Consider the following 13,758-nt stretch of genomic DNA (forward strand, 5'->3'; position numbering starts at 1 on the left):
CGGGAGCCGTTGGAGGATCACCTCCTGGCCCCGGGCTCCGTTACATGCGGGGGGTCAGAAACAGGACCCATCTTCCTCGACGGTGTCGGGCCGGATGCAGGGGGAGCCAGCGGCGTGCTCGCCGCCACGGTCGAAGACCTGGAGGGTCGCCGTCTCATTGATCTCCCACCAGGCCGCGAAGGCCTCGGCGATGTAGCGGGTCTGCTTCTCCAGGTCCATCATCTTGCCCTCCTCCACCCAGTCGCCGTCGTCTATGGCCTCGTAGTCGATGGTGGGGTAGTCGGAGCTGGCCTCCAGGACCGGGTAGACCAACTTGCGCTTGTAGCCCCGCCACCCCTTGAGGTGCTTGACCGCCTTCTTCTGCTTGGCGGTCCCGTGCTCGGCAACGAACTCCTTGAACTGTTCGAAGGTGCCGGGGGTGTCGGCGATCTCCGCGAGCGACAGAGTGACCTTCTTCGGTTCGGGGGTGACTGTCTTCTCCGGCTCCCGCGTGACGGACTTCTCCGGCGAAGGGCTGACGGGCTTCGGTGAGCCGGCCGTGGCGCTCGCGGTAGCGCTGGGCTTGGTCGTTGACGCGGCATCCGAGGTGCCGTCGCTGCCGCTGCACTGAGTCACCATCGCCAAGATGAGGGAGACGACTCCGATGACCGCGAAGACGCCACACCCCTGGGCCATCTCGTTGTTGCTCTTGCTGCCCACGTACACGATCTCCATCAAGTGCTGGAGGGGCCACCGACAGGCGTCACCGCAGGTAGGGCCCCTCATCTCATGATGCGCGATCGTACATATGGTCTACATGTGAAGGGATCGCACCCTGGGTGTGAAGGATGACTCGGAGGGCCCTGACGGAATCAGCCCCCATCAACTCCCTTGGCCCGGCAGGATGATCGTCATGCAGCCAGAAGTTCTCTCGGGTCTGATCGGCTTCGGCGGCGTCCTAAAGGCTGTCCCGCAATGATCAACTGGCTCGAGGTCGTCAAGGTCGGAGTCGGCCTCGTCCATGTTCCCTCTGTCTATCCGGCGAGGGCGAGGTTGTGCAGGCGGGCAATGCCGAGCATGGCGTGATGTACGCCATCGCCCTTCAAGCGGCAGTCGCGGAGGATCTTCCAGCTCTTCATGCGGGCGAAGGTGTGCTCCACTCGGGCGCGGACTTTGCGGTGTGAGCGGTTGTGCTTTTCCTTCCAGGCCGGGAGTTCACTCTGGCCGCGTTCGCGGCGGTGCGGGATCACCAGCCCAGTGCCGCGGTAACCACCGTCGGCGATCACCATGGCTTCGCCGACGGCGGCCTTCGCTCCGGACAGCTCCCATGCCCTGCAGTCGCTGCGGTTGCCGGGCAGCGGCCGGCCCACGGCGACGATCAGCCGGGTATCGGCGTCGATGACGACCTGGTGGTTGGTGGAGTACCGGTAGTTCTTCGACTGCTCAGCCACCGTGTGGTCACGCGTGGGCACCAAGGTGCCGTCCACGATCAGCACTGTGTCCTTGCGGAACCGTCGGCGCGGCCGCAGGGCGAGCATCGGCCCGAGACGGTTGATGATGCGGTCGGCCGCGGACTTCGAGACCCCGAACAGCGGCGCAAGCTGTCGCAGCGTCAGGTTGGTTCTCCAGTACGCCGCTACCAGCAGGACCCGGTCCTCCAGCGGCAGACTCCACGGCCGGCCTCGACGGACTACGCCCGCTCCCTCACGGCGCAGGGCGGTCACGAGCTTGCCGAAGCAGCGCGGGCTCAGCCCGGTGAACGGGCCTATCCAGGACGGCTGCGACGCCGTGATCACACCAGCCATGCATTGATCATTCCACCGCAGCCTGGGCTCCTCATCCGGCTTCCCGGCCGCCGGCCAGACGGCGCCGCCACCAGAGGCCAGAACGCCACTGCCGATGAGTGGCGAAGGGATCCGGCAGCGTGCGCTCGGCGTACCTGGCATCCAGGACACGCACTCGGAGTTCAAGCTCGGCGCGGGGCCTGGGAGGCAGCTGCCGCACGACCTCCTCAAGCACGTCGCGAGCGTGCCGCACGTCGTCGAAGGAACAGCCACGGCACGGACACTCCGCATCCTGCGGATACAGGGGCCGACGTCCCGCTGGTTGCAGAAATGCCCGATACCGGCGCAGCGCACGATCGGTGGCGCCGGGGTAGACGTAGTAGTCGCCCGAGAACCGCTCTACTCGATCTATCGCGACGCTGGTTCGGGCAGAGAGGCCGTGGATCCGGTCTGGAGGCAAGCTCCACGCGGCACGAGGGATCTGTTGAGCGCGCAGCGCGCCGGGCCGCTTACGCGGCATCGGCCTTTCGGTACGTGGACATGAGGAGCATCATGCCAGCCTCTACGGTCCGATGGCTGCCATGAAGTTGCATCCGGTACTGGCTCATCGCACCAGCACTCAACCCCCTCTCTGTCAAAGTAGGTCGAGTCAGGCATACTGGATGATTCATTGAGTCGAGGGCGGAGAAGGAGTAGTGCCCGGGTGGCCAGCACGAACGACCACGGGACCCCTGATCCGCAGGTGGAAGCCCGGTCGACCGGCCCGCGCCGGTATACCGCGGAGTACAAGGCGAGGATCCTCACCGAGTACGAGACCTTGGACAAGAAGGGCAAAGGGCAAGGGTGCTCTGCTGCGGCGGGAGGGTCTGTACTCGTCGCTGATCACGACGTGGCGGCAGCAGCGGGACAAGGGCGCCCAGCAGGCGCTCGCCGCGCCGGCCGGACGGCCGAAGATGGACCCGAGGGACAGGGAGATCGCGAAGCTGAAGGCGGAGAAGGCCCGCCTGGAAGCCGATCTCGCGAAGGCCCGTACCGTGATCGAGGTTCAGGGAAAACTCTCCGCGCTGCTCGACCAGTTCGCCACGGACAGCGCCGCGAACCAGAACGGCGAGAACACCAAGTGATCGAGGCCGACCCCGCGGCCGTGTTCGACACCGCCCGCGACCACGCCCTCGAAGAGCTCACCGGGCTGGTCGGGCGCGTCCAGGCATGTGCCGCGCTCGGCGTGAGCCGGGCCACCTACTACCGCCACCACCGCCAGAGCCCCGCCCCGGCCAGGCCGCGGCAAAAACGGCGCCGGCACCCCCGCGCTCTCGCGCCCGAAGAGGAGATACGGGTCCTCGATGTGCTCCATTCCCCGGAGTTCGCCGACATGGCGCCCGCCGAGATCTACGCGGTCCTCCTGGACCGGGGTGTCTACCTGTGCTCGGAGTCGACGATGTACCGGCTCCTGCGACGCCGTGGCGAGGTCCGTGAACGCCGCCGTCAGGCCGTCCACCCACCAAGGACGGTGCCCGAGCTGGTCGCCGAGGGCCCGAACCGGGTCTGGAGCTGGGACATCACGAAGCTGAAGGGGCCGGTCAAGGGCGTCTACTACTGCCTCTACACGATCATCGATATCTTCAGCCGATACACGGTCGGCTGGATGATCGCCGACCGGGAGAACAAGGATCTCGCTGAGCGGTTCCTGTCCGAGACGATCGCCAAGTACGGCATCGGGCCAGGGCAGTTGACGATCCACTCGGACCGCGGGTCCCCGATGGTCGCGCAGAACGTCGCCCAGATGATGGCCGGTCTCGGCGTCACCAAGTCGCATTCGCGGCCGAAGACGTCGAACGACAACCCGTACAGCGAGAGCCAGTACAAGACCCTGAAATACCGGCACGACTTTCCCGAGCGTTTCGGATCCCTCGAGGACGCCCGGGCGTGGTGCACCCAGTTCTTCACCTGGTACAACGAGGAGCATCGGCACTCCGGGATCGGCCTGCACACGCCCTACGACGTGCACTTCGGTCTCGCCGGGCAGCTCCGCGAGATGCGTGCCGACGTCCTCCGGGCGGTCTACGCGAAGCACCCCGAACGCTTCGTCCGCAAGCTACCGGAGCCGCCGAAACTCCCCCAAGCGGCCTGGATCAACAAGCCGACACCAGACGGCCCACTGATCCCGGCACAACGTTAGAACGATCTACCTGCCTTGATCGCTTTGACAGGTTCCGTCCAGAACCACTCACGCAAGGCTCAACGGCCCCTCCCGCCCCGGGGCACGGCAGATCTCAAACGCGGTCTCACACCCCACCAACGACCCGGAACCCAAACCGTTTCGGATCAATATCAAACAGTGGCCACAACTATTCGACGAAGAAACGAAGGAGTCAAGAGAGTTTCGATGCGGTCGTTTGCCTCTGCATGTAAAGGAAGGCATGCCAAATCGCCCTGCCGGATTTTCCCGGAAGGGCGATTCTCGAGGCTCCCCGGATCAGTGGGCCATGATCGGCCCTGCCGAGGGATCGGGGCGTTCCTTGGGCAGCAGCGTGAGAGCGCCCACGGCCGTGACGACGGAGATCGCCGCGCAGGCCACGAAGGCGTTGTCGAAGCCGTCGAGCGAGGGTGTCCCACCCTCCAGGCTGGCGCCCGCGACGGCCGCGACCACCGCGATGCCCAGCGAGGCCCCGAGCTCGTGGGCGGTGTTCACCAGACCCGAACCGAGTCCCGCGTCCAGGTGGCCCACGCCGTGCATCGCGCTGGTGATGGCGCAGACGAAACCGACACCGAGACCGAAGGAGAGCAGGACGAACCCCGGCAGGACCTCCGTCCAGGCGTTTCCGCCGTCGACGCCGGACAGGAGCAGGCCGCCAGCCATGGCGACACCGAGGCCCGAGGCGGCGGTCACCCGCCAGCCGAGCCGGGGCACCGCGCTGGAGGCCAGGTGTGCGCCGATCGTGGTGGCCAGCGCCGCCGGCAGGAACATCAGGCCGGTGCGCAGCGCGCTGTAGCCCAGCACGTGCTGGAGATAGAGCGAGCACAGGAAGAACCCGGAGATCAGTACGCCCGCGGAGGCCAGCATGACCAGGCAGCCGCCGGTCATGGAACGCCGCGCGAGGAAGGAGAGCCGCACGAGCGGCGAGGCCGCGGAGCGCTCCGCCAGCACGAACAGCACCGCGCAGAGTGCGGCGGCAAGCAGCGGGCCCCAGGCGGTGGCGTCGTTGAAGCCGTGGTCACGCGCCTGCACCAGGCCGAAGATGAGCAGGGCGGGCGTCGCCACCATGGTGAACGCGCCAGGCAGGTCGACGCCCTTGTGCCGGCCGCCGGGCCCCGTGGTCGGACCGTCCTCCTTGACCAGGACGGGCACCAGGAAGAGCACCGTGAGCCCGATCGGTACGTTGATGAAGAAGGCCCACTCCCAGCCGGGCCCCGAGGCCAGCACGCCGCCGAGGAGCACGCCGAACGCCGCACCCGTGCCGCCGATCGCCGCCCACACGCCCAGAGCACGGTTGCGCTCGGCGCCCTGGAAGGTGGCCATCACCGTGGCCATGGCGGCCGGTGAGAGGAAAGCCGCCCCGACACCCTGGGCGGCGCGGGCGGCGATGAGCATGCCGCTGCTCTCGGCCAGTCCCGACATCAGCGATGCGACGATGAACAGCGCGAGACCGCCGAGGAAGGTACGTCGTCGACCGAGGAAGTCGCCGAGGCGGCCGCCGAGCAGCAACAGGCTGCCGAAGAGCATCGTGTACGCGGTGACGACCCAGGTCATCGCGGCCGGCGAGAGGGCGAGGTCGTCACGCATCGACGGCAGCGCGACGTTCACCACGGTCACATCGACGATGAGCATGAACTGGGCCATGCACAGGAGCGTCAGGATCAGCCAGCGGCGCGGGTGGGACGCCGGCGGGGCCACATGGCCGTTGTGATCTTCGTGATGCCCGTGCCCCTGACCATGGTCATGATGCTCGTGCTCCTGCGCACGAGGGGGGTGAGGCACGCCGCTCTGCTGCCCGTGGGCAGAAGTCCGAGCTTGGCTCTCCGGTGTCACCGGACGCTCCTTAACTTGAACGCCACTGTCAAGGTTACTGTAGGGCTCCGGGGTTAATTTGAACAGTGGCGTTCAGCTTGTGTGGCGGGCGGGGGGTGTGCGGCAGGGTGCTCGAAGGCATCCTTCGGGTGGAGCGCCAGGTCGTGGGTACGAGCCCGCACGGCCGCCTGGTGGGCGAGCACCCGATCACCGCCGAGATCGAAGAACCCGTCGTCGGGGGCGACTTGGGGAGTCCCCGCCATGTCTGCGGGGATGCCGGCCAGGATGCGCACGGCGTCGGGGGCGGTCTCGCCGGTCGCGACCCGGTCTCCCGGGATGCAGCGGGAGCTGAGCACTCCGGCCGCGGCCCGGCTGTGGTCATCGAGTTGACCGTACGTCACCTCCCGGGTCGCGCCGATATGGCCGGTGGAACGGTCGACGAAGGTCACCGCCGCGGCGTCCGTACGACGGCGCGCGGCGTCACGGACCGCGGACGTCGAGGCCGGTGGGACCGCGGCGTCGTGGCGGACAGCGGCGGAGAGCGGATGGTCGACGAGTTCCTCCGGGTGGCGACCACCGCGTCGGTGACGTGTCCCGGCTCACAGGGACTCAGCGCGCGCCGGTTACCGGCCGGCTCGGAGTGCGGCCGGTGCGGGCCAGACCGAGGCCAGTGAGCAGGAAGGCGATCGCCTCGGTGCTTTGTGCGAGGCCTGGCCCGTCGCAGCGCAGGGCGCGCGCCGTGAACGGCCCGGTGGTGCACGCCTGCCAGCCCTGCACGTGCCGCGTGGTGATGTCCCGGTCATAGGTGCCCACGAGGGCAGTGACGGGGCACTTCAGTGGCGGGCCCGCCCGGTAGCGGGCCCGGTACTGCGCGGCGAGCCGGATGTCGGCCTGCGTGGTGGCGAGCGGCACCCCGGGCTCAGGGGATGTCGGACCCTCGTGAGGTGGGCCGGAGTCAGGACCGGGGTGCGTGGGAGCCGCCTGGGCCAAGGCGTACAGAGCGTACGGAGTGCCAGGGTGCACCCTGTGGAGCAGGTGAGCCGTCTCCAAAGCCACGTAAGCTCCCATGCCGTGCCCGATGAGCACGATGGATGCGTCCGTGGCGCTGGTGGCGGTGAGTTCGGCCGCGACCGGCTCTGCGAGTTCCTCGAGGTGCCGCGGCAGCGGATCGTCGAGACGCTCGGCGCGGCCCGGGTACTGTACGTGCGTCACGGAGACGGAGCTGGGCAGCGCATCCGGCCACCATGCGAAGAGCTCCGTCGTACTGCCTGCCCCGGGGAAGCACACCAGGCGGAAGGCCGGGCTGTGCTGGAACAAGAGAAACGCGCCCCCTGACGATGGTGGGATGTTCGGACTCGAGGCCGACGGAGTGTCGCGCGGGAAAATCCACCCGGAGAAGCGATTCGAAGGTACCCGTCGAAGCTTTCCCCCGGGCTGCGCTGTTCGGCAAATCGCCGCCTCGGCAGCAGAAATTGTACTAGCCAACTCCACCCGAGAAGGGTGAGTAGCCAAACGGGTAATACCCCTACTGGAGAAGGAGGTGTATAGCTTGACATGTCCTATTTGGAAGGGGATCCGAAGTGGAGCCCCTCGTGTGATCCTTCTGCTGGGAATGGGCAGGAAAGGAAATCTCGGCGGCCCCGTCGACTTCCCCGCATGCCGTGAACTCATTGAACAGCGGAGCCCTTCATGGAAGCTATTGGATGGCCCGATGCCTATGCGCGGAGCTATCGGGAAGCCGGGTATTGGCAGGATCGTCCGCTGGGCGTTTTCCTGGCGGAGCACGCCCGTACGCTGGGCGACAAAACCGCCCTCGTGACGGAGCACGGCAGCATCACCTACGTCGAACTCGACCGCCGCGCCGCCGCGCTCGCCCGTGGCCTTGTCGCCCTGGGCCTCGGACGCGGCGATCACATCGTTGTCCAACTACCCAACACAGAGGACTTCTTCGTCGTCCTCTTCGCAGTGCTGCGGATCGGCGTCATACCCGTCCTCGGACTGCCCGCCTACCGTCGCAGTGAGGCCGTGCACCTGGCGCGGCACAGCTCGGCCGTGGCCTATGTACTGCCCGCCACTGACCCTTCGTCCGGCTACGACTACCGCACGCTCGCCGACGAGGTGACCGCCGAAGTCCCCACATTGAGCCATGTCCTGGTGGCCGGCGCCCCGGGACGGCACACCGCCCTCGCCGCCGTGGAACAGGCGGGCGAGCAGGGCCCGGCCCCGGCCACCGCCGAACCCGACTCGGCGGCGCCCGCAGTCCTCCTGGTCTCCGGCGGTACCACGGGGCTGCCCAAGCTGATCCCACGGACACACAACGACTACGCGTACAACATCCGGGCCAGTGCGCAGGTGTGCGGCTTCGGCCCGGACACCGTCTATCTGGCAGCGCTTCCGGTGGCACACAACTTCGCGCTTTCCTGCCCGGGAGCCCTCGGTGCACTCCTCGTCGGCGGCACCGTGGTGCTCGCGCCGTCGCCCGACCCGGACACGGTGTTCCCGCTCATCGAGCACCACAAGGTGACGGCCACGGCGGTCGTGCCCCCACTGGCCGCACTGTGGTCACAGGCCGTCGAGTGGGCCACCGAGGACCTCGGCAGCCTGGCTCTGCTCCAGGTCGGCGGGGCCCGGCTCAGCCCGGATGTTGCGCGCCGGGTCAGGGCCGGGCTCGGCTGCGAGCTCCAGCAGGTGTTCGGGATGGCGGAGGGGCTGCTGTGCATGACCCGCCCCGGCTACGCGCCCGAACGCGTCGACACCACGCAGGGCCGGCCACTGTGTCCGGACGACGAGCTGCGGGTCGTCGACGAGGACAGGCGGGACGTCCCGCCCGGCGGGACCGGGGAGCTGCTCACCCGCGGGCCCTACACCCTGCGCGGCTACTACCGTGCGCCGGAACACAACAAGACCGCCTTCACGGCGGACGGCTTCTACCGGACCGGCGACCTGGTGCGGCTCACCGCCGATGGAGACATCGTCGTCGAGGGGCGGAAGAAGGACCTCGTGAACAGGGGTGGTGACAAGGTTTCCGCGGACGAGATCGAGGAACACCTGCGTGCCCACCCCGGCATCCTCGACGCCGCGGTCGTACCTGTTCCCGACGAGTACCTGGGCGAGCGCACTTGTGCCTGGGTCGTCCCGCGTGAAGGCCGCGCGGGCCTCGACGTGGCAGGCCTCGACAGCTTTCTGGACGAGCGCGGCGTCGCCGATTACAAGAAGCCGGACCTCGTCCACCTCGTCGACGCCCTGCCCGTGACCGGCGTGGGCAAGGTCGACAAGCGAACGCTCGCCCGCCGTGCGGCCGAAGCGGCGGGCAGGCCGCGGCCCTGACCCGCACCCGAGCGCCACGAGGCTCTCCTGTGCCCCTCCTGGGTTCCCTCCGTTCCCCAGCCGCCCCGCCCATCCCACTAGCGCCGTATCTGAGGAGACAGCCATGCCCACGGCTCTTCCGTCACGTGTCCGTGCTCCGTACGTCGGCACGCCTCTCCAGGCCGCCGTTCGGCTCGCCGAGAACGGCCCGCACGACCAGTACGTGATCTATGAGCAGGAAGGTGCCTGGTGGTACGCGGGCGGAGTGCGTGCTTCGCTGGAGGTCGACCGGGACCACGCCACCCTCGACCACCGCGACGAGCGAATACGCGTCCCGTGGCAGGATGATCCGCTGGCGGCGGTGCACGACCTGCTCGCCAAGCTGCCGCAGCAGGACTGGCGGGTTTACGGCTGGGCAGCCTTCGAACTGTCGTACGCCCTCGCAGGGGAGAAGGAGGGGCTCGGCACGGCCCCGCTGATACGTCTGGTCCTGCCGTGCAGCGAGGTGCGGATCACGTCGGACGGCGCCGAGCTGCGATGCGCCGACGAGGCGGATGCGGCCGCGATCGGCGCGGTGCTGGGGGCCGAGCCCAAGCCGTTCACCGCTGAGCGCGCCCCTCTCGACATCGATCTCGCCGAGCCGCCGGGCGAGTCGTACCAGGAGGCGGTCAAGCAGGCCGTTGCCGCCATCCGCGATGGTGACCTGCAGAAGGTGATCCTGTCGCGCGCCGTCCCCGTCGCAGCCGAACTCGACTTCCCGGCCAGCTATTTGGCGGGTCGTATGGTCAACTCGCCCGCCCGCTCCTTTCTGTTGCGGCTCGAAGGTGTGGAGGCCGCGGGTTTCAGCCCCGAGACCGTCGTCGAGGTCACCGCGGACGGCAGGGCCTCGACCCAGCCGCTGGCTGGAACCCGGGCGTTGACCGGGGACGAGACCGCGGACACCGCTCGTCGGACCGATCTGCTGGTGGATCCCAAGGAGATCTACGAGCACGCCATCTCCGTCCAGGTGGCCTGGGACGAGATGACCTCCGTGTGCGCCGAGGGCTCCGTGCGGGTGGAGGAGTTCATGACGATCAAGGAACGCGGCAGCGTACAGCATTTGGCGTCGCGGGTGGGCGGGCAGCTGCCGCACGGCGACAGCGGACCGTGGCCGGCGCTCGCGGCCGTCTTTCCCGCCGTCACCGCGTCCGGAGTACCCAAGGCCGCCGCCTACCGCGCCATCCGGGAGATCGAGCGCGGACCACGCGGCCTGTACAGCGGAGCCGTTCTCACGGTGGGCAGTGACGGCTCGCTTGACGCGGCGCTCATACTCCGCACCGTGTTCCGCGAGCAGAGCGACACCTGGCTGCGGGCCGGCGCGGGAATCGTCGGACAGTCCACGCCGGAGCGGGAGTTCGAGGAAACCTGCGAAAAGTTGCGCAGCGTTTCACGCACGCTGGTGGAGAAGCGTACCGATCCCCAGAGCGCGTAGATCTTCACAAGCGTGTTCGGCATGCAGGGCGGCGCGAGATGCGCCCACCCTGGCAGTGACGTTCACCTCAAAGGGCTCCACGTGCCGTCCCCGCACCACCGCACCCCGTCCTCGAGGCGGGCACCGCTTGTGCTGGTCGATCCTGGCCGTGCTCTGCCTCAGCCTGCTGCTCCCCGGTACTTATCGGGACGACCTTGCGGACAGTGCGGCCTCCGCGCACCTTCCCGACGGGCTCTCGCTACAGCGGGCGACTCCGTCGGCGCGGCTCTCTCGGTCACGGGGGAACTGCCGGGGCAGGGCGGGACGGCGTTCGCCGAAGCGGCGCGTTCCGCGTACGTCTCAGGCATGGCGCCCCTCCCCTCGGAGAGGGGCGCAGTCAATGGGGCAGCGGTCGCCGCGGTGGGGTCCTCGTGGCCTTCCTGTTGATTCCGAAAGGCAGGGCCGACGGCACCGGGGCACCGCCGGAGGGCGGCGGCCCCAGGCTCTTCGTCACAGCGCACGTCGATTCCAAGGTCGCCGACAGGTGACCGTGCTTCCGCAGCGCAGCGCCCCATCAGCCGCGCCCTTCGGCGTCTGGAACCGCAGGAAGGAGGTGACATACGCTCCGTCCCATGTCCACGTCGTCGCAACGAGTCAACAAATCCCCGACAACAAGGTCAGCGACCAGGGTGTCCCCGTCGAAGGCCGCCGGCACCAAGCGTCGAGCCGACGCGGAACGGAGCATTGCCGCCATCGTCACGGCCGCACTCGACTGCTTCCGTAAGGATCCGGGGGTGAGTCTGACCGCGGTGGCGAGCGCCGCTGGGGTGAGCCGTGTGACTCTGTACACGCACTTCCCGTCCCGGGAGACCCTGCTCGACGCCGTACTGGAGCACTCCGTCGAGCGCGCCGACTCGGCCCTCGCCGCGCAACGGCTCGACGAGGGGCATGCGGAGGAAGCGTTCTCACGGTTGGTGAGGTCCAGCTGGGACGTTCTGGAGCAGCATGTTTTTCTGCTCTCCATCGCGGAGGGCACTGTTCCGGCGGCTCAGCTCCGAAAACACCACGCAAAGGTCCTCGGACGCGTCGAGGCGGTCCTCAAGCGGGGCCAGGAGGAGGGGGTCTTCCGTACCGATCTCCCCACCAACTGGTTGGTGACCACTTTCTACAGCCTGCTGCACGCAGCTGCGCTCGAAGGCGAGCACCGGCACCTGAAGAAGAAGGACATCCCCTGGATCCTCGACCGCACACTCACGTCGATCCTCAGAGCGGACACCACCTGACGGCGTGCGACCCTGCTCCCACCATCCCGGCCTGCGGGCCGCACTGTTACTTCTGCGAAGCCGTCCAGGTTTTCCCTGCGCTGCCCGGCCCCGGGCGTGCGGCCCTACCAGTCCCCTCGCGTCTGCCGCCCGAAGCGGATGCCGCCCGGTTCGGGCGGTGGGGGAGTGCCCGGTTTGAGGGGCCAGGCGAGCAGCATGCCCACGACGAAGCCGACCACGTGGGCCGCGTATGCCACCGTTCCGGTGCTGGTGACACCCGTGCCGGACGAGTACACCGCCTGCAGGACGAACCACAGGCCCAGGACGATCCAGGCGGGCAGGCGCAGTGGCAGGAAGATCAGGAAGGGGACGAGGACCCAGACGCGTGCCCTCGGGTAGAGCACCAGGTAGGCGCCGAGGACGCCGGCGATGGCTCCCGAGGCACCGATCAGGGGAGCGGCGGAGCCGGTGTTCGTGAGTGCGAATCCGTATGCGGCCGCGTACCCGCAGAGCAGGTAGAACAGCAGGTACCGCACATGGCCCATGCGGTCCTCGACGTTGTTGCCGAAGATCTAAAAGATGGGCATCAGTGCAGGTCAGAGGCATAATTGCTGAGCCCCAGGTCAGCAAGTAGCCAGCAAGCGGCGAGCGGGAGGCCCCGCCTTGCTGACCGCGGGACGTGACAGCAGAGCCGGCCTTCGCTGGTCCGCTCGTCCTCCGGAAGGTGTCGCTCCCTGGCTCGTCGGCTCGCCCGCGGCATGGGCTCCTTCTTCGAGCCCTGGGACTGCGCCAGGCCCAGCCGGTGCCCGCACGCCTGCACCATCCGGTTTCGCGACGCTCGGGGAAAACAGCGAGAGGAGACCGGGTATCGGACTCAGGACGCGGCGGTCGAACGGCTGACGGAGCTGTACGCCGACCGGAAGAAGACGGCTCCCTCGGTGGCGGAGGCGCAACGGGAACTGGGGCAGCAGAGGATAGAGGAGTACGCCCAAACGTGGCTGCCTCGGCAGCGCCAGATGACCGAGTACTCGACCGCGAAAACCCTGGCGAGTCACTTCAGGGCACAGATCAACCCGGTGATCGGATCGCGAAACTCGGGGCAGCTCATCACTCGGTACCAGCCCGAGGTAGGCGCCAATGCTCGCTCCGGTGAACCGCTCCCAGTCGCAGATTTCCACAGCCAGGGCAAAGCCGGCGAGAGCGTCGGTTCCGCGCAGGCACCCGAGCCGGGCGACCACCACAGACCACGGTGAGTCGGCGGCCATCGCGGCGATCGTTTTATCGAGACGGGCCCGGCGTCCTTCGGCCAGGACCACCGCCTCGTACGCACTGTCGTAGGCGGCCTTCATCGCCACGTCGTCGAAGCGTTGCGCGCCGAGCCACGCGTGGTGCGCCGGCCTCCACGTGACCCCGCCGCTCCACACGAGCCCTTGGCGCAGCAGCAGTTTGCTCACCCGATAACGGGCACGCATCAGATCCCCGCGCACATCCTCGCGCGCCCGCACCAGATCCCGGGCGGCTTCTTCGGCCGCCGACGGCACCTGCACCGCGGTGAACTCGCCCAGGCGCAGCAGCTTCGCCAAGTGCGGAGCGTCGCGCGCATCGGTTTTCACCCGCTCATCGGCCGGACGTTGCAGCCTTGAGGGCGCGAGTACCTCGCAGTGTATCCCCGCCACCGAAAGCGCCAGGGCCAGGCCGACCCTGGTCGGCCCGGCTTCGTAGGCCACCGCGACTGGACTGGGCAGGCAACTGATCCACCCGAGGACGTCAACATGCTGCGGCGTGAGCCGACAGCAGATCAACTCCCCGGTCACTGTGTCGATCGCGCACGCCACCACGCTGCGGGCATGCACATCCAACCCGACGCTCGTACGCTCAGAAAACACCGGGCCTCCCGTAAATGTAGGCACTACCGGCCAGGCTGCGCCCGGCCGGAAACCCACGACAACTTGTGAGTGAGGCCCGGGC

The 13,758-nt window shown here is 68.2% G+C and carries 9 protein-coding genes and 2 pseudogenes; 4 read left to right on the forward strand and 7 right to left on the reverse strand.

The features are described 5' to 3' along the window. Positions 1–54 precede the first annotated feature (54 nt). A complete protein-coding gene (locus V4Y04_RS30025) occupies positions 55–699 on the reverse strand; it encodes a hypothetical protein (protein ID WP_332431512.1) in 645 nt (214 codons plus the stop codon). Positions 700–1,013: 314 nt separating this feature from the next. Next, a complete protein-coding gene (locus V4Y04_RS30030) occupies positions 1,014–1,784 on the reverse strand; it encodes a transposase (RefSeq protein WP_332431513.1) in 771 nt (256 codons plus the stop codon). A 682-nt stretch (positions 1,785–2,466) separates the two neighbouring features. Here V4Y04_RS30030 and V4Y04_RS30040 point away from each other — a divergent pair. Beyond that, positions 2,467–3,942: pseudogene (locus tag V4Y04_RS30040) on the forward strand (IS3 family transposase). Between the two features lie 297 nt (positions 3,943–4,239). Here the strand turns inward: V4Y04_RS30040 and V4Y04_RS30045 are convergent. The 3 genes from V4Y04_RS30045 to V4Y04_RS30055 all read right to left on the reverse strand — a co-directional run bounded on the left by V4Y04_RS30045 (position 4,240) and on the right by V4Y04_RS30055 (position 7,443). Continuing rightward, the gene (locus V4Y04_RS30045) at positions 4,240–5,658 is read right to left on the reverse strand and encodes an MFS transporter (RefSeq protein ID WP_332431516.1); all 1,419 of its coding nucleotides are present in this window, start codon (positions 5,656–5,658) and stop codon (positions 4,240–4,242) included. A 188-nt stretch (positions 5,659–5,846) separates the two neighbouring features. Further along, positions 5,847–6,221: a hypothetical protein gene (locus V4Y04_RS30050; protein WP_332431517.1), complete on the reverse strand. Its 375-nt coding sequence runs from the start codon at positions 6,219–6,221 to the stop codon at positions 5,847–5,849. 160 nt (positions 6,222–6,381) lie between these two features. Next, the gene (locus V4Y04_RS30055) at positions 6,382–7,443 is read right to left on the reverse strand and encodes a thioesterase II family protein (protein WP_332431518.1); all 1,062 of its coding nucleotides are present in this window, start codon (positions 7,441–7,443) and stop codon (positions 6,382–6,384) included. 18 nt (positions 7,444–7,461) lie between these two features. Between V4Y04_RS30055 and V4Y04_RS30060 the strand changes: the two genes are divergently transcribed. The 3 genes from V4Y04_RS30060 (at position 7,462) to V4Y04_RS30070 (ending at position 11,811) form a co-directional block, all read left to right on the forward strand. Next, a complete protein-coding gene (locus V4Y04_RS30060; protein WP_332431519.1) occupies positions 7,462–9,099 on the forward strand; it encodes a (2,3-dihydroxybenzoyl)adenylate synthase in 1,638 nt (545 codons plus the stop codon). A gap of 103 nt (positions 9,100–9,202) precedes the next feature. Continuing rightward, positions 9,203–10,549 (forward strand): salicylate synthase, encoded by a 1,347-nt coding sequence (locus V4Y04_RS30065; protein ID WP_332431520.1) that lies wholly within the window; start codon positions 9,203–9,205, stop codon positions 10,547–10,549. A gap of 668 nt (positions 10,550–11,217) precedes the next feature. Next, positions 11,218–11,811, forward strand: coding sequence for a TetR/AcrR family transcriptional regulator (locus tag V4Y04_RS30070; RefSeq protein ID WP_332431521.1), 594 nt, complete (start codon positions 11,218–11,220; stop codon positions 11,809–11,811). Between the two features lie 104 nt (positions 11,812–11,915). On the opposite strand, the pseudogene V4Y04_RS30075 reads toward V4Y04_RS30070, so the two are convergent. Continuing rightward, positions 11,916–12,362, reverse strand: a pseudogene (locus V4Y04_RS30075) (rhomboid family intramembrane serine protease); the annotation flags it as partial. Positions 12,363–12,413: 51 nt separating this feature from the next. Beyond that, a complete protein-coding gene (locus tag V4Y04_RS30080) occupies positions 12,414–13,676 on the reverse strand; it encodes an IS110 family transposase (protein WP_332431523.1) in 1,263 nt (420 codons plus the stop codon). Positions 13,677–13,758: the final 82 nt, after the last annotated feature.

It is taken from the genome of Streptomyces sp. P9-A2 (assembly GCF_036634175.1).
GTDB lineage: Bacteria > Actinomycetota > Actinomycetes > Streptomycetales > Streptomycetaceae > Streptomyces > Streptomyces pratens.